This is a genomic window from Halococcus salsus (assembly GCF_009900715.1).
GTDB classification, from domain to species: domain Archaea; phylum Halobacteriota; class Halobacteria; order Halobacteriales; family Halococcaceae; genus Halococcus; species Halococcus salsus.
Genome location: NZ_JAAAJC010000004.1, coordinates 48,311 through 67,206, shown reverse-complemented (window position 1 = coordinate 67,206; position 18,896 = coordinate 48,311). Strand labels below are relative to the sequence as shown.

Genomic DNA, 18,896 nt, shown 5'->3' with positions numbered 1-18,896 from the left:
ACGGTAGTCCAGCCGTGGCAGACGCACCCGACCGCCCCCCGACCACGGAGTTCCTCGCGGCGCTCTCGGTCGCGCGCAACGCCAAGATCGGGCTCGCGGTCGGGGTCGCGCTCGCGGTTCTCGCCTACGTCTATCGGGTGTTCGCGCTCGCCGGCCCGACCGCCGACACCCGTGGCTCGCCCGTACTGTTCGCCCTCCTCGCCGTGACCCTCGCCCTCGCCGCCGCCGCGGTCGTCGCGGTCGGGCTGACGTTGGTGTCGGCCTACCGCCTCGCTCACGAGGGGTGAGTTATCTCGCCGACCAGTAGCGTAGTCCCGCGTAAACGAGACCTCCTGAACCACCCAACAAGAGGGAGTACCACAACGATCTTCCAAGGAGAGCAAAATAGAGAAGAGCCCAAAAAGCAGCGAACAAAGCCGCCCCTGCAAGAATGCGCCTGATAAGTGACACCCCACTAATCCACTGATTGAAGCGCCTGTACGGTGTTTCCAGAGTCATATTGCTGGGGATACTGCTACTTCTCGTATAAAATTTGTCCGCTTGTGACTGTGATCCTCTCCTACACAAAGTGACACGCCCCTACTGAGTGTTCGACGTCTCCCCACAGGCCTCACGAAGCCGGTCAGCCCCGGTTCGCGGCCCCTTCGCCAGCAGGACGTTCTCCGCCCGGAGCTCGGTGTTCGGCCCCGGCGAGACCACCCAGTCGTCGCGCTCGTCGGTCGTGCGCTCTCCGCCTGCCCGCCGGACCGCGATCACCCGCATCCCGGTCTCGGTCTTCACCATCGCCTCCCCGAGCGTCGTACCGTCGAGGTCGCCCCCCGCCGCGATCCGCTCGCGGACGAGCACCTCGTCGGACTCGCTGACGGCCTCGGCGATCACCGGATGCGAGGCGATCCCGCGGAGGACCCCCTCACTGATCTCCAGGGCGGCGTCGGAGATCACCTCGGTGCTTCGGGCGAGGTGGACCAGCCCCCGCAGGGACACCGGGTCCTCGACCCGGCCCGCCGCCCGGAGGGTCCAGGCCTCGAACCGCGACTGGAGCGCGTCGACCTCGGCTTCGAGGTTCAGGACCTCCTCGGCGAGGGCCTCGCTGTCGAACAGCACCGCGCCGTAGGCGAGGTCCACCGCGAGCTCGCTCATGTTCTTCATCAACACCACCGAGTCCATCGCGCGTTCGAGGTCCGGGGTGTGGGGTTCGGGCGGGTCCGGTGGGAGGTAGGCCTCGCCGGTGGTGCTCTGATAGACCCCCGCGACCCCCTCGTCCGGTCCTCGGAACAGCACGACGTCGGCGGGTTCGAGTTGTGTTTCGCGGTCCGGGTTCAGGATCCACTCGCCGGCCCGCCGGATCGCGATGGTCCTGACCCCCGTCTCGGTTTCGAGGTTCAGCCCGCCGAGGGTCTCCCCGACGAACCGGGAGTCGGGGTCGACGCGGGCGCGCACGAGGGTCTCGACCGCCTCGGGGAGCGCCGCCCGGATCGCGTCGGGTAGCCGGATGTCCTCGAGGACGACCTTCGCGATGTCGCCGGTCGCGTCGGAGACCTTCTCGGTCGCGCCCACGATCCCCAACACCGGGGCGAGCGCCTCGGCGTCGTCGGGGGTGCGCGAGGCCATCAGCAGGCTCATGTGGGTTCTGAGCTGGAGGACGTCCATCTCGGATTCGAGCTGGAGGACCTCCTCGGCGACCTCGTCGCTGTCGAGGAGCACCGCCGAGTACGACAGGTCGATCATGAGCTCGGCGATGTCCTTCATCTCCGCGAGGAGTCGCTTGACGCTGCGCGGCTCGTAGTCGACCTCGCGTGCCATGCTCGACGTTCGTCCGGGCGGGCAAAAGCGTTGCTCGCGCACGTGCGTGGGGAAACGGTAATACTTTTCCCGGCAGGTCGGGTACAAGCGCCATGGCAGACGACCTCCAGAAGGGGCTCGATGAGGTTCTCGTGGCCGAATCCTCGTTGAGTTACATCGACGGTGACGCCGGACAGCTGGTCTATCACGGCTACGATATCAAGGACCTCGCGCGCGAGGCGAGTTTCGAGGAGGTCCTCTACTTGCTCTGGAACGACGAGCTCCCCGAGCGCGACGAGCTGGACTCGTTCGTCGAGGAGCTCTCGGCGGAGTACGCCGTCGACGAGGGCGTGATCACGACGCTCGAAGACCTCGTGGCGGCGGACGAACGCCCGATGGCGGCGGTTCGGACCGCGGTGTCGATGCTCTCGGCCTACGACGGCGACGCCGAACCCGGCGACATCGACGCGATCCGACACCAGGGGCTCCAGATCGCCGCGCAGTTCCCGACGATCCTCGCGGCCTACGACCGCCTCCGCAACGGCGAGGAGCCCGTGGAACCCAACGAGGAGCTCTCGTACGCAGCGAACTTCCTCTACATGCTCCACGGCGAGGAGCCCGACGACGTCGCCGCCGAGACGTTCGACATGGCGTTGATCCTCCACGCCGACCACGGCCTCAACGCCTCGACGTTCACTTCGATGGTGATCGCGAGCACGCTCGCCGACACCTACAGCTCGGTGACCGGCGGGATCTCGGCGCTCTCGGGGTCGCTCCACGGCGGCGCGAACCAGGACGTGATGGAGGTCCTGCTCGAACTCGACGAGAGCGGTCAGGACCCCACCGAGTGGATCGCCGAACAGATCGACGACGGCCGCCGTATCCCCGGCTGGGGCCACCGCGTCTACAACGTCAAGGACCCGCGCGCCGAGATCCTGACCGAGAAGTCAGAGGACCTCGGTAACGCCTCCGGCGAGAAGAAGTGGTACGACTACGCCGCCGCCATCGAGGAGTACCTCACCGAGGAGGAGGACTTCCCGAGCAAGGGCCTCGCGCCCAACGTCGACTTTTATTCAGGAACTGTCTACTACCAGCTCGGCATCCCGCTCGACATGTACACCCCGATCTTCGCGATGAGCCGGACCGCGGGCTGGGTCGGCCACATCCTCGAATACCAGACCGACAACCGCCTCATCCGCCCGCGCGCCCGATACGTCGGCCCCCAGGACGAGGAGTTCGTCCCGATCGACGAGCGATAACCGGCCCCCGACCGTCGACGCGCGGGCGAGCGCCATGTTTTTATCACCGCCGGCCATCGATTCGCGCATGACCCGGGGCGAGCAGCGATGAAGGAGTCGTTGATGGAGATCATCCGGTGTCCGATGGACAAGCAGGAACTCGAACTCGAACCCATCCAGGAGTCCGACGACGAGGTGCTCGAGGGCCGTCTCGTCTGCACCGAGTGCGGCGAGGAGTACCCGATCGAGGAGGGCATCCCGAACCTCCTGCCGCCGGACATGCGCGACGACGCACCGGCGTAGCATGGCGGGCGAATCGAGCGACTCCACGACGCTCACCGTCCACCTCAACCGCACGGGGCTCCACTCGATAGACGTCCCCGAGAGCTTCGCGAGCGCCGACTCGTTCGTGATCGAACTCGAGAACCACGGCGAGGGGACCCACGTCCACCTCCGGCTCGACGAGGCGCTCTCGGGGGTGGCTTCGGTGCCATCGAGCAACCACTACGTCCGCCCCGGCGCGACGACGCGTATCCCGGTCAGCGTCAGCGACCCCGGACCGGCCGGCGGCACGCTCACCATCGCGACCGCCTACGGCAGCCAGACCGAGACGGTCCCGCTCACCATCGAGCCCAACGCGGGCAAACGCCGCGTCAAGATCGACGAGTCCCTCATCGAGCGCTCCGGGAGCGGGAGCCTCGCGAGTTCGGGGAGCGTCGAATCGACCCGCTCGACTGCTTCGAGCACCCCGCGACGCACGGGTTCGACGGGCTCCTCGGCGTCGGCTCGATCGACCGACGGCTTCAGCACGCCCGCCCTCCTCGGGGCCGCGGCCGTGGTCGTGATCGTCGGTATCGTCCTGCTCTTCCTCTCGGACGTCGTGGCGGTCTACATCGGCGCGCTCGCGGTGCTCGTCGGCGTCATCGCGGCCGCCTATCTCGTGCTCTACTGATCAGGAGTCCGTCTCGCGGATCCCCTCGAACCCGCCGTCGTCGTCGAGCCGTTTCGCTCGGAGGTACCGCGCCCGGTAGCGGTTCGCGCCGTCGCCGACGTCGGCCTCGCGGACCTCGTCGACCCGGCCGTCGGCCACCGCCTCGATCAACGTCTCGATCTGACTCCGTTCGCTCGGCGTGAGTTCGACCTCGTAGGTTCGCGGCTCCTCGTTTTCGAGGATCGCCCACTGGCGCGCCGCGGCGATCACGAGCGAGCAGGGCTCGCGACACGGGAACACGCCGTCGCCGCGCGGCACGTCGAGTTCCGTACTGCTATCCTCGTCCCACTCGCGGCGCTTGAGACACTGGGAATCCACACAGCAGGCCGCCGCGAGGTTCTCGACCCCCTCGACGTCGAGCTCGTCGACGACGCCGTAGATCCCTGTCTGGCGCTCGGCGGTCTCGCGGAAGTGGGTGACGTCGAGGTCGCCCTCGCGCTCGCGGTGCCAGTTCGCCACCGTCGCGGGGTAGAAGAACTCCACAGTCCTGGCGAGGTCGCGACCGTCGAGCGCGGGGAAGACCCACCCGGTGGCGAGCGTCGGCGCGGTCTTGAGCGGTCGGTACTCCCCGTCGTCGTCGAGGGTGGCCAGCTCGCGGGCGTCGAGCGGGTCGTCGTGGTGTTCGAGGTCGTCGACCTCGACGTCGACGTCGGCGGTGTGCCGGAGTTCGTAGACCCGCTCACCGTCGTCGCCGAGCCCGGCGGTGATCAGGAGCTGGCCCCACTCGCGGGCGAGCCCGGCGACGAGGCGCTCGTAGCGTTCCCGGACCCCCACCTCGTCGGCGCGTTCGACCCACCGGAGGAACGCCTTCGTCGCGCCGTCCAGCCCGTCCCAGTACTCCCAGTTCGAGACGAACCACGGGTTCTCGGTCGCGAGCGCGTCGAACTCGGTCTCGGAGAGGTCCGCGTGACTCGCGCCCGGCGTCTCGAAGGCGTACCCCGAGCCGTCGTGGCTCACCGAGAGACCGTCACACGCCACGTCGTCGGCGGCGGCCTCGCGGAGCGCGTCGAGTTGGGAGTCGTTCATCTAGTCCCCCGCCGCCGGGGTCGCGGTCCGTCGGCGGACGATGTCGAGCGCCTCGGTGACGTCCGCTCCCGCGTCGGCGGCGCGTTCGAGGATCACGTCCGCCATCAGGGGTTCGGTGCCGACCGCGCCCGCGTACCAGATCCGGTGGCCGTCGACCTCCGCCGGAACGTCGTAGCCCTCGCGGTAGTCGTCGGTGAGGCCCATGTCCTCGGGGATGTCCTCCTGGGTGTGGTAGCCGTCGGCGATGAACAGCGGGACGACGACCACGTCCTCCGATTCGAAGTAGTCGGTGACGTCGTCGACCTCGGGCTCCTCGTCCATGAACAGCGCCTTCACCTCGCTGAACCGGTCCATCTCCGCGATCCGGTCGGCGTGGTACTTCACGGCTTTCGCGGAGTTCTCGTTCCTGTCGGTGCCGTGGCCGACGACCGCGAGGCCGAAGTCCTCGCCGACGTCGGGATCACCAGTTACACTCTCGGCGCGCTGGACGATCACGTCGGTCATCGAGGGATGGGTTCCGGCCGGACCACAGTAGTGAACGGTCTTCTCGACGTCCGCGGCGGTGAGGGTGGCGGTGTCGGCATCGGTCCCCGAGGAGTCCCAGAGCGAGACGTCCCAGTCGTCGAGGCGGAGTTCGCGCGGGATGACCTGTTCGGTGAAGTAGCCCTCCGAGATGAACAGCGGGACCACGTAGACCTCCTCGCTGTCGAGGGTCCGGAGGACCTCCCGGAAGGAGGGCTCCTCCTTCCAGAACGCCTCGCGGACCTCGGCGAACGCGCCGGACTCGCGGACGGTGTCGGCGTGGGCGAAGGCCGGTCCGTGCGAGCCGGGATTCAGGTGTGAGCCGTGGGCGACGATGACGAGCGCCGGCATACCCCGTCCTACGGGCGACGGCGATTTAGTGGCTTCGTCTCCCGAACCTCGACCGGTTACGGCGTGATGACCGCCCGTCCCTCGATCTCGCCGTGTTCGAGCTTCGCCGCGACGTCGTTGATCTCGTCGAGCCCGTAGCGCGTGGTCCGGAGGTCGACGTCGCCGCGCTCGACCAGCGCGACGAGTTCCTGGAGTTCGGTGTAGTTGCCGACGAGGCTCCCCCGATAGCTGAAGTCGCCGTTGACCAGCGCCTGGGAGGGTTGGTGGACGTGGCCACCGTAGCCGATGACGGTGTGTGCGCCGCCGGCGGCGACGATCTCGGGAGCCAGTGCCGTGGTCTCGTCCGCCCCGACGAAGTCGAGCACCGAGCGTGCGCCCACGCCGTCGGTGATCGCCTCGATCTCGCTCGCGACGTCCTCGTTCCCCGGGTCGATCGTGTGGTGTGCGCCGAGGTCGTCGGCCATCGAGAGCGCCTCGTCCTTCATGTCGACCGCGGTGATGGTGACGGGGCTCATCGCGTCGAGACACTGGAGCCCGATGTGGCCGAGCCCGCCGATCCCGATCACGACGGCGTGGTCGCCGGGGTTGAGTTCGCGCGAGGCGCGCTTGACCGCGTGGTAGGCCGTGATACCCGCGTCGGCGTGGGGTGCAATGTCGACGGTGCTCACGCCGTCGGGGAGCGGGATCACCGCCCGCTCGTTCGTCCGGAGGTAGTCGGCGAAGCCGCCGTCCGTCGAGAGGCCGGGGAACGCGAGGTCCTCACAGTGCATGTCGTCGCCGAGCCGGCAGGGGCGACACGTCCCACAGGTCATCACGGTGTGACAGATCACCGGGTCGCCTTCCTCGACCATCGTGACGTCGTCGCCGACCTCGACGACCCGGCCGGCGTTCTCGTGGCCGAGGGTCATCGGGAGGTCCTGGGGCATGTACTCGGCCCACTGGCCCTCGATCACGTGGTTGTCGGTCTGGCACCATCCCGCGCCCTCGACCTCGACGACCACGCCGTCGGGGGCCTCGGCCTGCGGTTCGTCGACCTCGTCGATCGAGAGCGCGTCCTCCATCTCCTCGGTGTACTCGTGGAGTCTGGCTGCTTGCATGTGACCACACCGCGGTAGGACTGTCACGGTCAAAAGTGTTCGTACCGAAATCGGGGTACAGCCGCTTTCCGGGGCCAAAAGACGTATGATTGTCAAACACTATCGATGATGTGCAATGTACCGGCACGAGGGAGCGGATGTCTTCGTCATCGACGCCCACGTCCACCACTGGGACGCGAGCACGGAGAACATCATCCACGAGGGCGGCGAACAGTTCATCCAGTGCTTCCACGACTACCACACCGCGTTCACACCGGCGGAGCGCCAGTGGAGCATCGACGAGTACCGGAAGTACAGCGCCGAACGGATGGTCGAGGACCTCTTTCGGGACGGCCACGACGACATGGCGGTCTTCCAACCGACCTACCTCGGCGAGTTCTACGAGAACGGGTTCAACACCATCGAGGACAACGCGGGGCTCGCCGAGACGTACGAGGGTCGGTTCGTGCTCAACGGCCGGTTCGACCCGCGTGAAGGGGAGGCGGGGCTCGAAGAACTCGAACGACAAAAGGACGAACACGACATCACGGGGGTCAAGCTCTACACCGCCGAGTGGCGGGGTGACTCGAAGGGCTGGCGGCTCGACTCGGAGGACTCCTTCGAGTACCTCGAAAAGTGTGCCGAGCTCGGCATCACGAACATCCACGCTCACAAGGGGCCGACGATCCGCCCGCTCAACCGCGACGCCTTCGACGTGCGGGACGTCGACGACGCCGCGACCTCGTTCCCCGAGCTCAACTTCATCGTCGAGCACGTCGGCTTCCCCCGGTTCGACGACTTCGCCCACATCGCCACCCAGGAGACCAACGTCTACGGCGGCCTCGCAGTGGTCGCGCCGATGGCGCTGGCCCGACCACGGAAGTTCGGCGAGATCATGGGCGAACTCCTCTACTGGGTCGGCGAGGACAACCTCCTCTTCGGCAGCGACTACGCGCTCTGGGAACCGGAGTGGGTGGTCGAGGCCGTGATGGAGGCCGAACTCACCGAGGACCAGCGCGACGAGTACGGCCTCGAGTTCGACCTCGAAACCAAGCAGAAGGTGATGGGTGAGAACGCCGCCGAGCTCTACGATATCGACATCGAGGAGCAGAAGAAAAAACTGGCCGACGACGCCATCAGCGCCGAGTTCGACCTCGGGGACCAGTACGGGGGTGCCACCGCAGACTGATGGCCGCCACTGCCCAGCCGACGGCCGACGACGTCCGCGCGCGGCTCGCGGCGGTCGACGACCCCGAGCTCGACGAGTCGATCGTCGACCTCGAGTACGTCCACGACCTCACGATCGACGGGTCGGAGGTACTGGTAACGCTCGTGTTGCCGACGGCGTGGTGCTCGCCGGCGTTCGCGTGGATGATGGCGACCGGCGCGCGCGACGAGCTCGAAGCCCTTCCGACCGTGACGACCGCGACGATCACCCTCGACGACCACATGCACGCGACGGAGATCAACCGTGGCGTCAACGAACGCCTCGCCTTCGAGACGGTCTTCGAGGACGCCGAGGACGACATCGAGGCGGTCCGTCGAACCCTCGCGGAGAAGGCGCGCGTGAGCCGCCAGTACCGTGCCGTCGACGCGCTGCTCGATGCGGGGCTCGACGCCGACCAGGTCGTCGCCCTCACCCGCGCGGACGTCGACTTCGAGGACGAAACGGACGAGGCGCTGGTCTACCTCGCCGACGACGCCTTCGCCGTGTGCGTCCCGGCCGACCCGCTCGCCGACCACCTCGAAAAGGCAGCCGAGACCGGGCTGGTCCGGGAACCCACCGACCGGCTCTTCGCCACCGTCGAGGCGGACCCGATCGCGGCCGACGACCTCGCCCACGAACAGCGCCGGGCACGGCTGACGGGCGCGACCATCTCCGGACAGGGAACCATCTGCGAGGGGCTCGACCGGGCGCGAAAACTGAAGCGCGACTAGCCGGAGCCTTCGATCCCGTAGGACCCGCCGAGGCCGTACCGACCGCTCTCGACCCACTCGTCCTTCTCCCAGCCGCAGGCCGGACAGACGTCCTCGTGCCAGTCGAACTCCTCGCTACAACGCTGGCACAGCACCGTTCGGGGTTGGCGGTCCTCCGCGAGCTGCCGGTCGTCGCTCTCGTCGTTCGATGCCATCCCCGCTTCCTACACCACGAACCATCATATACGTTCGGGAGGGTTGCCTCAGACGACGTCGTTGTCGCGCAGGAGGTCGGCGAGAACGTGGACGTAGAGCACGGCCCCGGTCAACAGCGCGACCGGCCGGCTGATCCGTGCCCAGAGCCAGGTCAGCGCGCCGCCGATCACGACGTGGCTCAGGATTCGGAGGCTCGCCATCCCACCCGTCCCCTCGAAGAGGTTCTCCTGGTCGGTGAACACACGTGTCGGGTTGCGGAGGACGTCCACGGTGTGTCGCCAGTCGCCCACGCGGAGCCGCGCGAGCACGAAGTGGTCGAGGTCGATCAGCACGCCGAGCCCGACGCCGTAGACCGCGAGCAGTCCCAGTTGACGCGACGAGTAGTGCTCGCGGAGTTTCGTGAGGACGACGCCGACCACGGGGATCGATATCAGGAAGTGCTCGCCGGACTTCATACGTTCAATAGAGCGGTCGTCGCGGTGTGTTTTTCGTTCCTACTCCGTCGTCTCGACCGAGAAGGTGGGGCCGTCGTCGGTGTCCTCGATCTCGACGCCGAGGGCTTCGAGTTCGTTTCTGAGGTCGTCGGCGCGGTCGTAGTTGCCGGCGGCGCGTTCGGCCTCGCGGGTCTCGAGCACGAGCTCGACGAGTTCGTCGGCGAGGCTGACGTCGCCGTCCGCCGTCTCGCCGAAGCTCAGCCCGAGCACCCCGCCGCCGAGCTCCTCGACCGTCTCGACCGCCGCCAGGAGCCCTTGGTAGTCGTAGGCTTCGCCGGCGGCCCCGCGGTCGTCGAGGTGGCGGTTGACGACCGTCGAGAGTTCGAGCAACGAGGCGAGCGCGCCCCGGGTGTTGAAGTCGTCGTTCATCGCGGCTTCGAACGCCTCGCGCGTGTCGTTCGTCGACTCCCGAAGCACGCTGTCGGGTGACTTCGAGGACGTGTGCGAACCGTCGAGCACCGTCTCGGCGCGCTCGTGGGTGCGTTCGAGGCGCGCCGCACGCTCGACGGCCTCCTCGATGGCAGCCTCGCTGTAGGTCTGGGTGGTGTTGTAGCTCCCCGAGAGGAGGAACGTGCGGACCGCGTTGCGGCCGTATTCGGCGAGCGCGTCCTCAACAGTAATGAAATTCCCGAGGCTGGTGCTCATCTTCTCCTCGTCCATCGAGAAGAGGTCGGCGTGGAGCCAGTAGCGGGCGAACTCCTCCCCTGTTGCGGCCTCGCTCTGGGCGATCTCGTTCTCGTGGTGGGGGAAGACCAGGTCCCGACCGCCGACGTGGATGTCGATAGTGTCGTCGAGGTGGGTCATGCTCATCGCCGAGCACTCGATGTGCCAGCCCGGCCGGCCCTCGCCCCACGGCGAGTCCCAGATCTCGCCGTTCGGCGGGTGGTCCCCGACCGGACGGTCCTCGGAGCGGTGGTCGGCGAGCGCGTTCGGCGAGACCCCGTCGGCCTTCCAGAGCGCGAAGTCGGCGGCGTGGCGCTTCTCCGAACGTTCGTCGGCCTCGCCCTGGGCTTCGATGTCGTCGAGGCGCTGGTTCGAGAGTTTCCCGTAGTCCTCGAAGGTCGTGACGTCGAAATAGACAGATCCATTCGACTCGTAGGCGTAGCCCTTCTCGATCAGCGTCTCGACGAGGTCGATTATCTCGGGGACGTGTTCCGAGACCCGTGGATAGACCTCGGCGCGTTTGAGCCCCAGTGCGCGCATGTCGTCGAGGGTTCGTTGGATGAAGCCGTCCGCGACCGCGTGCTCCGAGTCGCCGAGGTCGTCTTCACCGATGCGGGCGACGATCTTCTCGTTGACGTCAGTGAAGTTCTCGACGTGGCGGACGTCGTAGCCGAGGAATTCGAGCCAGCGGTGCATCACGTCGACGTGAGTCCAGGTGCGCGCGTGGCCGAGGTGAGCGCGGTCCGAGACCGTGAGCCCACAGTAGTAGAGGAGAACGGAGTCGGGGTCGCGTGGCTCGAACGGCTCGCGCTCGCCGGTCAGCGTGTTCTCGACGCGCAGCGTCATGGGGTTCCTACGCGTTCGAGCGTTTCAATCCGTCGGAGTCCCCGTAACCGGGACCGCCGACAGCGCGTCCTCGACGACACGCACGGCGTCGGGCGCGTCGCGTCGTCCCACGACGACGACGAGCGCGTCACCGGCGACACCGGCGGCCTCGGGCTCGATATCCTCGACGGCGAACCGCGAGAGGACGTGTCCGAGCGCGGCGGGGTCGACCGCGCCCGTGGCGAGCACGCCCGTGAGTGACCCCCCGTCCGCGAACGCGGTGTCGCCGACCGCGAGCACGGCTTCCTCCGGATCGGCATTGGCCGCGGGGCCGATCCCGCTTCGCATCGTGACCCGCGCCTCGCGGGAGGCGGTCTCGGGGTCGGGGAGGGCCTCGGCGTAGCGCCGGAGCGCGGCCGCGACGGGTTCGGGCTCCCCGACGTCGAGGAACCGGGCGGCGGCGGTGTAGTTGATGACCCCGGCCCGGAGCGCCTCGTGGACGAACGGCTGTTCGTGGACGGCGCGTCTGGTCTCGGCGGCGACGGACATGGTTCGAGGTCGACGAGCACCACGAAAAGACCGACGACTCGGTGAAGGGCGGAACAATGCTGAGCCAACCACACCACCACCGTGCGGCCAGTGGTCGTCGCACACGATTTATCCGACCGGCGGTCGTACGGCCGACGGTATGACGGACAGTGATGTCGCGATCATCGGTGGTGGCCCGGCCGGACTCAGCGCGGCGCTGTTCACCGCGAAGAACGGGCTGGAGACCCAGCTGTTCGACACCGACCAGACGTGGATGCACAAGGCGCACCTGTTCAACTACCTCGGGATCGAGAGCGAGGACGGCTCCGCGTTCATGGAGGACTCGCGCGCCCAGGTCGACGAGTTCGGTGTCGAGCGCCACCAGGGCACCGAGGTCACGGATGTCGAAGCAGACGGCGACGGCTTCACCGTCTCGACCGCGGACGAGGAGTACGAGGCGAGCTACGTGATCCTCGCGACGGGCGCGAAGCGCGACCTCGCCGAGGAGTTGGGCTGTGCGTTCACCGACGAGGACGTGGTCGACATCGACGTGACGACCGAGACGAGTGTCGAGGACGCCTACGCGACGGGCGCGATGGTCCGCGCCGAGGAGTGGCAGGCGGTCATCGCCGCCGGCGACGGTGCCGCGGCGGCGCTCAACATCCTCACGAAGGAGAAGGGCGAGCACTTCCACGACTTCGACGTGCCCGACGACGCCGAGTAATCGAGTTTCGTGCCAACCGGACGTGCGTCGCACGTCCGGTGACGCCGAATAACCGGGAAACACAACCCGTAAACACGCACTCGTCGTCGGGTCGCGTGTGAGTACCCGTTCGGTCGTCGGTATCGAGCGCGGGACGTTGCCGTTCGTCGCGCTCGGGGTCGCCGTGGTCGCGGTGAGCACCAGCGCGATCCTGGTTCGGTACAGCGCCGCGCCGAGCCTCGTGAAGGCGTTCTACCGGGTGCTCTTCACGACCCTCCTCCTCCTGCCGTTCGCCCTCGTCCGCCACCGCGACGCCTTCGCCCGACTCACCCGTCGGGACTGGCTGGCCGCGGGGGCTGGCGGCGTCGCGCTCGCCCTCCACTTCGCGTCGTGGTTCGCGAGCCTCGAACTCACGAGCGTCGCCGCCTCGGTGACGATCGTCCAGTGTCAGGTGCTCTTCGTCGCGGCCGGCGCGGCGGTGTTCCTCGACGAGTTCGTCACCCGGCGTACCGTCATGGGGATGCTCCTCGCGCTCGCCGGCATCGTGGTGCTCTCGGTCGGCGACGCGTCGGGGGGTGTGGTCGCAGGGAGCGCCCCGCTTCTCGGTGACGCGCTCGCGGTGGCCGGCGCGGCCTTCTCGGCGGGCTACGTCCTCGTGGGGCGGGTGCTCCGCCAGCGGATCGCGCTGATCCCCTACGTCGTCGTGGTCTACTCGGCCTGTACCATCGTGCTCCTCGCGCTCGTCCTCGCCGACGGCGCAGCCCTGACGAACTACCCGCCGCGCGAGTGGCTGCTCTTCCTCGGGATGGCCGTCGGCCCCGGCGTCTTCGGGCACACGGTCCTCAACTGGGCGCTCGGTCACCTCGAATCCAGTGTCGTCAGCGCCTCGCTGCTCGGCGAACCCGTGGGGAGCGCACTGCTCGCGCTCGTGTTGCTCGGCGAGGTCCCGACCGCCGCCACCGTGGTCGGGGGCGTGGTGATCCTGGCCGGGATAACCGTCGTGGCGCGCGAGGAATGGCCCGGAGGGCCAGGACGTGCGAGGGATGAGCGACGCGAGCACCGCGAGCAGAGCGAATCGGTTGGGGAGGCTCGTGGCTGTCGCGGGGCGGTGCTGTGCGAAGCGGTTGCGGTAGCTGGTAAGTGATTGTACCGCGAACGAGCGGAGCGAGTGAGCGGCAGTTTTTAGTCCAGGTTTTTGCGACGAGTGGTGCGCGAGCGAAGCAAGCGCACCCGAGTCGGAAAAAAGTGGGACAACACACCTATTACAGCCCGGGCCAACCCTCCCGCATGAAAAACGTCGACGACCTCATCGAGAGCGCGAACGAGCTTGCTGGTCAGGGGCTCTCGAACGGCGAAATCGCCGACGAGCTCAACGTCTCGCGTGAGACCGCGAGTTGGCTGGTCGAACGTGGCGGCGGGAGCACCCAGCCCACGACCACCGAGAGCGCGGAGCCGGCCGGCCCGCTCTCGGACATCCACATCGACTGGAGCGCGCTCGGGCGGGACAGCACCCGACTCTCGGACGTGGGGCACGCGATGGCGGACCTCCTCGGCGGCCACGACGACAGCGAGATCGACCTCGTGGTCGGGATCGAGAAGGCCGGCACGCCGCTCGCGACCACCGTGGCGCTCGAACTCGGGGCCGACCTCGCGACCTACGCGCCCCGAAAGCACCAGTGGGAGGAGGGCGACATCGAGGACCTCAGCGGGAACTTCTCGCGGAACTTCGCCGAGATCCGGGGCCGGGAGTGTTACGTCATCGACGACACCATCACCAGCGGGACGACGATGACCGAGACCATCGACGCCATCACCGAGGAGGGCGGCACGCCGGTCGGCTGTGGTGTGCTCGTCGACAAGAGCGGCGTCGAGGAGCTCGAAGGCGTCCCGGTCGAATCGCTGATGCAGGTCATCCGAGTGAGCCGCGACGAGGAGTGAGCCGGCGGGTGGAGCCTCCCGAACCATCATGAGCGACCGTGGAACCGACCCGACCACCGAGCGGCGTAAGGCGGGGCCGCGAGCCGTCCGGAAGGTCGGGGTCGAGCGATGGGTCGAGAACGTCTTCTTCGGGCTGGCGGAGGTCGCCGTGCTCGGTATTCCGGGATTGCTGGCGCTGATGGCCGCACCGCAGAACGCGGCGGTGAAGTTCGCCGCGCTGGTCGGCGTCACGACCCTCACGCTGGCGATCGGAACGGTTCGGACCGGCCTCACGTCGTTCGACTGGCCGGCGGCGACGCCGGTGCTCTTCCTCGTCCGCCCCGTCTATCACAGCCTCACCGTCGTCGCGGTGGCGGCCGGCGGTGCGGCGGTCGACGTCGCCACGGGGTCGACGGTCGGGTCGCTCGTCGTCGCGGTCGGCCTCTCGCTCGGTGCCGTCCGGCTGTTCCCCCGCCTCGTAGCGGTCTTGGATAGCTTGCTTCCCCAGTGGAACTGGGGACTGAGACGGCGATAACCGGTCGGCTGCACCGAACGCAGGAACCCGAACGTCGACCTGGGCCCGGTCTGCCGTCCGAACCCGGAACGCATACCACCACCCTGGGTAAACACCGACCATCATGTCACCCCGCGTGGTCACCCTCGGCGAGACGATGGTGCTCGTCTACCCATCGACGACGGGCCCGATGAAACACGCCCACGAGTTCGAAAAGAGCCTCGCCGGTGCCGAGACCAACGTCGCCATCGGTCTCGCGCGGCTCGGTCACGACGTCGGCTGGTACTCGAAGCTCGGGGCCGACCCGCACGGCGAGTACCTCGAGTTCTTCGTCCGTGGCGAGGGCATCGACACCTCGACGGTGGAGTTCACCGACGAGGCACCGACGGGCATCATGTTCAAGGAGCGCCGCGAACTCGGCGAACCCGCCGTCCACTACTATCGGCACGGCTCCGCGGCGTCGCTGATGGCTCCCGACGACCTCCCCGTGGACTACCTCACGGACGCGGAGTACCTCCACCTCACCGGGATCACGCCCGCCCTCAGTGAATCGTGTCGTGAGGCGACGCTCCTGGCGGCCGAACGCGCTACCGAGGCGGGGATGACGGTTTCGTTCGACCCGAACGTTCGCCGGAAGCTCTGGGAGTCCGACGAGCGGATGCGCGAGACGATGCTCGAACTCGTCTCGCTGTCGGACATCGTCCTCCCGGGTATCGAGGAGGGGGCCGCGCTGTTCGGGACGGACGACCCCGAGGCGATCGCGGCGGCGTGTCTCGACCACGGTGCGAGGGTCGCGGTCGTCAAACTCGGTGCGGCCGGCGCGGTCGTCGCCGACGGCTCGACGACCGAACGGGTGTCGGGCTACGACGTCGAGCGCGTTGTCGACCCCGTCGGCGCGGGCGATGGCTTCGCCGCCGGCTTCCTCGCGGGTCGGATCGAGGGCCAGGACCCGGTCGCGGCCACCGAGACGGCGAACGCGGTCGGCGCGTTCGCGACGACCGTCGCGGGCGACACCGAGGGGCTCCCCACGAGAAAGGAACTCGACGTCTTCGTCGGCGAGCGCGACGCGGTCCGTCGGTAGGTTCGGTAGCTACTCGTTCTCGGCACGGAACTCGGCGACGGCGGCACGGTCGGGGAGCGCGGTGCTCGCGCCCGCATCGGTGGTCGTGAGTGCCGCGACCGCGTTGGCGAACCCGAGCACCTCGTCGAGCGGTTCGTCGTCGACGAGTCCCGCGAGCACCCCCGCGAGGAACGCATCGCCCGCACCCGTGGTGTCGACGGGGTCGACGGCGTAGCCGGGATGAGTCTCGTCGAGCGCCCCCCACGGGGCGTCGGGGCTCGAAACGGCGCGCGCACCCGCGGCCCCACGGGTCGCGACGACGGTGTGCGGCCCGACGTCGAACAGCGCTTCTTCGGCTACCGACCCCCGGTCGGCGAATCCGGTCCCGAGGAGGTCGTCGGCCGAGGTCTTGAGGACGTCCGTCAGCGAGAGCATCCGTTCGAGCACGGCCTCGAAGGTTTCGTCGGACTCCCAGAGTTCGGGTCGGGTGTTGGGGTCGAAGACGATGGCACAGCCGTGGTCCCGGGCGCGCTCGACGAACTCGAACAGGCGCGACCGCGCGGGTTCGTTCGCGAGCGCGACCCCGCCGAGCGCGACCCACGACGTCGAATCGAGCGCGTCGTCGTCCACGACTCTCGGGTCGACGTACTGGTCGGCGGTCTCGGTGCGATAGAAGGAGAACTCCCGGTCGGCGGCCGCGTCGTGGGCGACGAACGCCAGCGTCGTCTGGTGGTCGGGGTCGCGGGTCACGAACCGCTGAGGGATCCCGTGTTCGCGGAGGCCGTCGACGAGGAACTCGCCGAAGGCGTCCTCGGCAACGTTGGTGAGGAACCACGGTGGGCGGTCGAGCCGTGCCAGCCCGACCGCGACGTTCGCGGGTGCGCCGCCCGCCCGCCGCGAGAAAGTCTCGACCGACGAGAGCGAGCCGGCCTGATCGGGGATGAAGTCGATCAACGTCTCCCCGGCGACGAGGACGTCGGGTGTGGTCACGATACGAAACCGATGTGCACGGGGGAGTTGAATCTACTCCCTCCGCGAGCCGACAGCAGGACCGTCTCGCGAACCCGGATCGGCGACCCGATCGGGTCGCCGGCCCTCCTGCGTGCGCTCGGATCACACGGCGTGGGCGGTTTGAAAGCGCTTTTATGCGGTGCTCCGCTACCGCAGTCTACAACCTGCGCGGGGTTGTGAAGCTCCTAGCCTCTCAGGAAATCGCTCGCCGTCGAGGCGGTCTCGACGTGCGGCCGAGGACCATCGTCGGTCCTCGCAACGGCGGGGGAGCCCGAACCCGCGCGCGGGAAGGACCAACCAATGTCAGTTTACGTTACCTACGACGTTCCGGCGGACCTCGAAGACGACGCCATCGAGGCGCTCGAGGTCGCTCGGGACACCGGCACCGTGAAGAAAGGCACGAACGAGACCACCAAGGCGATCGAGCGCGGCAACGCTTCCTTGGTCTACATCGCCGAGGACGTGAGCCCCGAGGAGATCGTGATGCACCTCCCCGAGCTCGCCGACGAGAAGGAGATCCCGTTCGTGTTCGTCGAGACCCAGGACGACGTCGGCCACGCGGCCGGCCTCGAAGTCGGCAGCGCCGCAGCGGCCATCGTGGACGCCGGCGATGCCGAGTCCGACGTCGAGGAGATCACCGGCAAGGTCGAGGACCTCCGATAGGACGATGAGCTCCGAAGGAACTGACTCCACGCCCGCCGAGGTCATCGAGGTCGTCGGGAAGACCGGGATGCACGGCGAGGCGATGCAGGTCAACTGTCGGATCCAGGCGGGCGAGAACCGTGGTCGGATCATCACGCGCAACTGTATCGGCCCGGTCCGCGAGGGCGACATCATCCAGCTCAAGGAGACCGCCCGCGAGGCCGACGCCATCGGGGGTCGCTGATGGTCGAGACGCGTTCGTGCGATTACTGCGGGTCGGACATCGAGCCCGGCACCGGCACGATGTACGTCCACGTCGACGGTCGCGTCGTCCACTTCTGTTCGTCGAAGTGCGAGAACAACGCCGAACTCGGTCGGGCCTCGCGCGACCTCGAGTGGACCGCCGAGGGCCAGCGCATCGGGGCCAGCCAGGCGGGCACCCCCGAGGAGGCCGAGCAGGTCGCGGCGGAGCCGTCCGCAGGTGGAAGCGAGACCGTCGCGGACGAGATCGACACCGTCGAAGGCGAATCCGACGCCGAGGCGGTCGCCGCGGCGGCGGTCGAGACGGAGTCGGAGGACGTACCGACCGACGACCCCGACGAGGTCGTCGACACCGGGGCCGAGACCGACGAACTCGACGAGGTCGAGGGTCGACGCGCCGGCGGGAGCGACCCCGACGTCGAGGAGGACCAGGACGTCCCCGACCTCGAAGAGAGCGACGCCGAGGTGAACGTCGACGAGGAGACCACGCGGGAGACCGACGCGGACGCCGAGTTCGACGAGGACGACGTCGACCGCACCAGTGACGAGACGGTCTCCCAGGACGAGGCCGACGAAGTGGTCGTCGACGAGGACCGCGAGGAAAGCGACGACAACGAGGACGACCAGTGAGCCACCACGACGAGCGGACGTTCGTGATGGCCAAACCCGACGCCGTCCAGCGCGGCGTGGTCGGCGAGATCGTCTCCCGACTCGAAGGCAAGGGTCTCAAGATGGTCGGCGGGAAGTTCATGCAGATCGACGAGGAACTCGCCCACGAACACTACGGCGAACACGAGGACAAGCCGTTCTTCGACGGTCTCGTGGAGTTCATCACCTCCGGGCCGGTCTTCGCGATGGTCTGGGAGGGCGCGGACGCCACCCGACAGGTCCGCCGGATGATGGGCGCGACGGACGCCCAGGAGGCCCAGCCGGGTACCATCCGCGGCGACCTCGGGAACGACCTCGGGCACAACCTCATCCACGGCAGCGACCACGAGGACGAGGGCGCGAACGAGCGCGAGATCGACCTGTTCTTCGACGAGGACGAACTCGTCGACTGGGAGCAGGGCACCGCGACCTGGGTCTACGAGGACGCCGACGACCACTGAACCGGGTCACGTTCGCGGCCGATCCGTTTTCGGACCGATCGAAACCACAC

Annotated in this window: 24 protein-coding genes; 15 read left to right on the top strand and 9 right to left on the bottom strand. The window is 68.1% G+C overall.

All coding sequences use genetic code 11. From position 1 onward, the window contains the following. Nucleotides 1-14 precede the first annotated feature (14 nt). Nucleotides 15-287 carry a DUF7536 family protein gene (locus GT355_RS11805; RefSeq protein WP_160134821.1) on the top strand — a complete coding sequence of 91 codons (273 nt, stop codon included), beginning with the start codon at nucleotides 15-17 and terminating at the stop codon, nucleotides 285-287. Nucleotides 288-579: 292 nt separating this feature from the next. On the opposite strand, the gene GT355_RS11800 is transcribed toward GT355_RS11805, so the two are convergent. Then, nucleotides 580-1,803, bottom strand: a complete 1,224-nt coding sequence (locus GT355_RS11800; RefSeq protein ID WP_160134820.1) for a potassium channel family protein — start codon at nucleotides 1,801-1,803, stop codon at nucleotides 580-582. A gap of 92 nt (nucleotides 1,804-1,895) precedes the next feature. On the opposite strand from GT355_RS11800, the gene citZ reads away from it, so the two are divergent. The 3 genes from citZ (at nucleotide 1,896) to GT355_RS11785 (ending at nucleotide 3,972) form a co-directional block, all read left to right on the top strand. Further along, complete coding sequence (gene citZ, locus GT355_RS11795; RefSeq protein ID WP_160134819.1) at nucleotides 1,896-3,041, top strand: citrate synthase; 1,146 nt, start codon at nucleotides 1,896-1,898, stop codon at nucleotides 3,039-3,041. Nucleotides 3,042-3,128: 87 nt separating this feature from the next. Beyond that, on the top strand, nucleotides 3,129-3,323 hold the full coding sequence (locus GT355_RS11790; protein ID WP_192928009.1) for a methytransferase partner Trm112: 195 nt from the start codon (nucleotides 3,129-3,131) through the stop codon (nucleotides 3,321-3,323). Nucleotide 3,324: 1 nt separating this feature from the next. Then, nucleotides 3,325-3,972 (top strand): DUF7524 family protein, encoded by a 648-nt coding sequence (locus GT355_RS11785; protein ID WP_160134818.1) that lies wholly within the window; start codon nucleotides 3,325-3,327, stop codon nucleotides 3,970-3,972. Here GT355_RS11785 and GT355_RS11780 read toward each other — a convergent pair whose 3' ends face one another. From GT355_RS11780 to GT355_RS11770, 3 genes are read right to left on the bottom strand one after another with little or no spacing between them, the layout of a single operon-like run. Further along, the gene (locus tag GT355_RS11780; protein WP_160134817.1) at nucleotides 3,973-5,037 is read right to left on the bottom strand and encodes a DR2241 family protein; all 1,065 of its coding nucleotides are present in this window, start codon (nucleotides 5,035-5,037) and stop codon (nucleotides 3,973-3,975) included. After that, nucleotides 5,038-5,910: a CbiX/SirB N-terminal domain-containing protein gene (locus GT355_RS11775; RefSeq protein WP_160134816.1), complete on the bottom strand. Its 873-nt coding sequence runs from the start codon at nucleotides 5,908-5,910 to the stop codon at nucleotides 5,038-5,040. Between the two features lie 56 nt (nucleotides 5,911-5,966). Then, nucleotides 5,967-7,007 carry an NAD(P)-dependent alcohol dehydrogenase gene (locus GT355_RS11770; protein ID WP_160134815.1) on the bottom strand — a complete coding sequence of 347 codons (1,041 nt, stop codon included), beginning with the start codon at nucleotides 7,005-7,007 and terminating at the stop codon, nucleotides 5,967-5,969. Nucleotides 7,008-7,122: 115 nt separating this feature from the next. On the opposite strand from GT355_RS11770, the gene GT355_RS11765 reads away from it, so the two are divergent. Together GT355_RS11765 and GT355_RS11760 are read left to right on the top strand one after the other, a co-directional pair. Next, nucleotides 7,123-8,175, top strand: a complete 1,053-nt coding sequence (locus GT355_RS11765; protein WP_160134814.1) for an amidohydrolase family protein — start codon at nucleotides 7,123-7,125, stop codon at nucleotides 8,173-8,175. After that, nucleotides 8,175-8,924 carry an iron-sulfur cluster assembly protein gene (locus GT355_RS11760; RefSeq protein WP_160134813.1) on the top strand — a complete coding sequence of 250 codons (750 nt, stop codon included), beginning with the start codon at nucleotides 8,175-8,177 and terminating at the stop codon, nucleotides 8,922-8,924. The genes GT355_RS11765 and GT355_RS11760 overlap by 1 nt, the downstream gene beginning before the upstream one ends. Here GT355_RS11760 and GT355_RS11755 read toward each other — a convergent pair. Genes GT355_RS11755 through GT355_RS11740 form a run of 4 tightly spaced genes read right to left on the bottom strand, consistent with a single transcriptional unit; the run spans nucleotide 8,921 to nucleotide 11,650 of the window. Next, the gene (locus tag GT355_RS11755) at nucleotides 8,921-9,118 is read right to left on the bottom strand and encodes a hypothetical protein (RefSeq protein WP_160134812.1); all 198 of its coding nucleotides are present in this window, start codon (nucleotides 9,116-9,118) and stop codon (nucleotides 8,921-8,923) included. The genes GT355_RS11760 and GT355_RS11755 overlap by 4 nt on opposite strands. A gap of 48 nt (nucleotides 9,119-9,166) precedes the next feature. After that, complete coding sequence (locus tag GT355_RS11750) at nucleotides 9,167-9,574, bottom strand: hypothetical protein (RefSeq protein ID WP_160134811.1); 408 nt, start codon at nucleotides 9,572-9,574, stop codon at nucleotides 9,167-9,169. Nucleotides 9,575-9,613: 39 nt separating this feature from the next. After that, entirely contained in the window at nucleotides 9,614-11,122 is a 1,509-nt protein-coding gene (cysS, locus tag GT355_RS11745) for a cysteine--tRNA ligase (RefSeq protein WP_160134810.1), read from the bottom strand. A gap of 24 nt (nucleotides 11,123-11,146) precedes the next feature. Beyond that, nucleotides 11,147-11,650, bottom strand: a complete 504-nt coding sequence (locus GT355_RS11740) for a DUF7523 family protein (RefSeq protein ID WP_160134809.1) — start codon at nucleotides 11,648-11,650, stop codon at nucleotides 11,147-11,149. Between the two features lie 139 nt (nucleotides 11,651-11,789). Between GT355_RS11740 and GT355_RS11735 the strand changes: the two genes are divergently transcribed. From GT355_RS11735 to GT355_RS11715, 5 genes are all read left to right on the top strand, one after another. Next, nucleotides 11,790-12,353 carry an NAD(P)/FAD-dependent oxidoreductase gene (locus GT355_RS11735; RefSeq protein ID WP_160134808.1) on the top strand — a complete coding sequence of 188 codons (564 nt, stop codon included), beginning with the start codon at nucleotides 11,790-11,792 and terminating at the stop codon, nucleotides 12,351-12,353. Between the two features lie 97 nt (nucleotides 12,354-12,450). Further along, nucleotides 12,451-13,476 carry a DMT family transporter gene (locus GT355_RS11730; RefSeq protein ID WP_240145801.1) on the top strand — a complete coding sequence of 342 codons (1,026 nt, stop codon included), beginning with the start codon at nucleotides 12,451-12,453 and terminating at the stop codon, nucleotides 13,474-13,476. A gap of 143 nt (nucleotides 13,477-13,619) precedes the next feature. Further along, nucleotides 13,620-14,270: a transcriptional regulator GfcR gene (gfcR, locus tag GT355_RS11725; protein WP_160134807.1), complete on the top strand. Its 651-nt coding sequence runs from the start codon at nucleotides 13,620-13,622 to the stop codon at nucleotides 14,268-14,270. 28 nt (nucleotides 14,271-14,298) lie between these two features. Next, nucleotides 14,299-14,784: a DUF8215 family protein gene (locus GT355_RS11720; protein ID WP_160134806.1), complete on the top strand. Its 486-nt coding sequence runs from the start codon at nucleotides 14,299-14,301 to the stop codon at nucleotides 14,782-14,784. Nucleotides 14,785-14,887: 103 nt separating this feature from the next. Next, nucleotides 14,888-15,844, top strand: coding sequence for a sugar kinase (locus GT355_RS11715; RefSeq protein WP_160134805.1), 957 nt, complete (start codon nucleotides 14,888-14,890; stop codon nucleotides 15,842-15,844). A 9-nt stretch (nucleotides 15,845-15,853) separates the two neighbouring features. Here the strand turns inward: GT355_RS11715 and GT355_RS11710 are convergent, their stop codons facing one another. Then, the gene (locus tag GT355_RS11710) at nucleotides 15,854-16,813 is read right to left on the bottom strand and encodes a carbohydrate kinase family protein (protein ID WP_160134804.1); all 960 of its coding nucleotides are present in this window, start codon (nucleotides 16,811-16,813) and stop codon (nucleotides 15,854-15,856) included. 321 nt (nucleotides 16,814-17,134) lie between these two features. Between GT355_RS11710 and rpl7ae the strand changes: the two genes are divergently transcribed. The 4 genes from rpl7ae to ndk are packed head-to-tail and all read left to right on the top strand — an operon-like array spanning nucleotide 17,135 to nucleotide 18,846. Beyond that, complete coding sequence (gene rpl7ae, locus GT355_RS11705) at nucleotides 17,135-17,497, top strand: 50S ribosomal protein L7Ae (protein WP_007695122.1); 363 nt, start codon at nucleotides 17,135-17,137, stop codon at nucleotides 17,495-17,497. A gap of 4 nt (nucleotides 17,498-17,501) precedes the next feature. Further along, nucleotides 17,502-17,720, top strand: coding sequence for a 30S ribosomal protein S28e (locus GT355_RS11700; protein ID WP_007695120.1), 219 nt, complete (start codon nucleotides 17,502-17,504; stop codon nucleotides 17,718-17,720). Beyond that, nucleotides 17,720-18,367, top strand: a complete 648-nt coding sequence (locus GT355_RS11695; RefSeq protein WP_160134803.1) for a 50S ribosomal protein L24e — start codon at nucleotides 17,720-17,722, stop codon at nucleotides 18,365-18,367. The genes GT355_RS11700 and GT355_RS11695 overlap by 1 nt, the downstream gene beginning before the upstream one ends. Continuing rightward, nucleotides 18,364-18,846 (top strand): nucleoside-diphosphate kinase, encoded by a 483-nt coding sequence (ndk, locus tag GT355_RS11690; protein WP_160134802.1) that lies wholly within the window; start codon nucleotides 18,364-18,366, stop codon nucleotides 18,844-18,846. Before GT355_RS11695 ends, ndk begins: the two co-directional genes overlap by 4 nt. The last annotated feature ends 50 nt before the right edge of the window (nucleotides 18,847-18,896 follow it).

Coding starts and splice junctions, on each gene's coding strand:
- GT355_RS11800 (WP_160134820.1), bottom strand. CDS start 1,803: ATGGCACGCGAGGTCGACTACGAGCCGCGCAGCGTCAAGCGACTCCTC.
- citZ (WP_160134819.1), top strand. CDS start 1,896: ATGGCAGACGACCTCCAGAAGGGGCTCGATGAGGTTCTCGTGGCCGAA.
- GT355_RS11790 (WP_192928009.1), top strand. CDS start 3,129: ATGAAGGAGTCGTTGATGGAGATCATCCGGTGTCCGATGGACAAGCAG.
- GT355_RS11785 (WP_160134818.1), top strand. CDS start 3,325: ATGGCGGGCGAATCGAGCGACTCCACGACGCTCACCGTCCACCTCAAC.
- GT355_RS11780 (WP_160134817.1), bottom strand. CDS start 5,037: ATGAACGACTCCCAACTCGACGCGCTCCGCGAGGCCGCCGCCGACGAC.
- GT355_RS11775 (WP_160134816.1), bottom strand. CDS start 5,910: ATGCCGGCGCTCGTCATCGTCGCCCACGGCTCACACCTGAATCCCGGC.
- GT355_RS11770 (WP_160134815.1), bottom strand. CDS start 7,007: ATGCAAGCAGCCAGACTCCACGAGTACACCGAGGAGATGGAGGACGCG.
- GT355_RS11765 (WP_160134814.1), top strand. CDS start 7,123: ATGTACCGGCACGAGGGAGCGGATGTCTTCGTCATCGACGCCCACGTC.
- GT355_RS11760 (WP_160134813.1), top strand. CDS start 8,175: ATGGCCGCCACTGCCCAGCCGACGGCCGACGACGTCCGCGCGCGGCTC.
- GT355_RS11755 (WP_160134812.1), bottom strand. CDS start 9,118: ATGGCATCGAACGACGAGAGCGACGACCGGCAGCTCGCGGAGGACCGC.
- GT355_RS11750 (WP_160134811.1), bottom strand. CDS start 9,574: ATGAAGTCCGGCGAGCACTTCCTGATATCGATCCCCGTGGTCGGCGTC.
- cysS (WP_160134810.1), bottom strand. CDS start 11,122: ATGACGCTGCGCGTCGAGAACACGCTGACCGGCGAGCGCGAGCCGTTC.
- GT355_RS11740 (WP_160134809.1), bottom strand. CDS start 11,650: ATGTCCGTCGCCGCCGAGACCAGACGCGCCGTCCACGAACAGCCGTTC.
- GT355_RS11735 (WP_160134808.1), top strand. CDS start 11,790: ATGACGGACAGTGATGTCGCGATCATCGGTGGTGGCCCGGCCGGACTC.
- gfcR (WP_160134807.1), top strand. CDS start 13,620: ATGAAAAACGTCGACGACCTCATCGAGAGCGCGAACGAGCTTGCTGGT.
- GT355_RS11720 (WP_160134806.1), top strand. CDS start 14,299: ATGAGCGACCGTGGAACCGACCCGACCACCGAGCGGCGTAAGGCGGGG.
- GT355_RS11715 (WP_160134805.1), top strand. CDS start 14,888: ATGTCACCCCGCGTGGTCACCCTCGGCGAGACGATGGTGCTCGTCTAC.
- rpl7ae (WP_007695122.1), top strand. CDS start 17,135: ATGTCAGTTTACGTTACCTACGACGTTCCGGCGGACCTCGAAGACGAC.
- GT355_RS11700 (WP_007695120.1), top strand. CDS start 17,502: ATGAGCTCCGAAGGAACTGACTCCACGCCCGCCGAGGTCATCGAGGTC.
- GT355_RS11695 (WP_160134803.1), top strand. CDS start 17,720: ATGGTCGAGACGCGTTCGTGCGATTACTGCGGGTCGGACATCGAGCCC.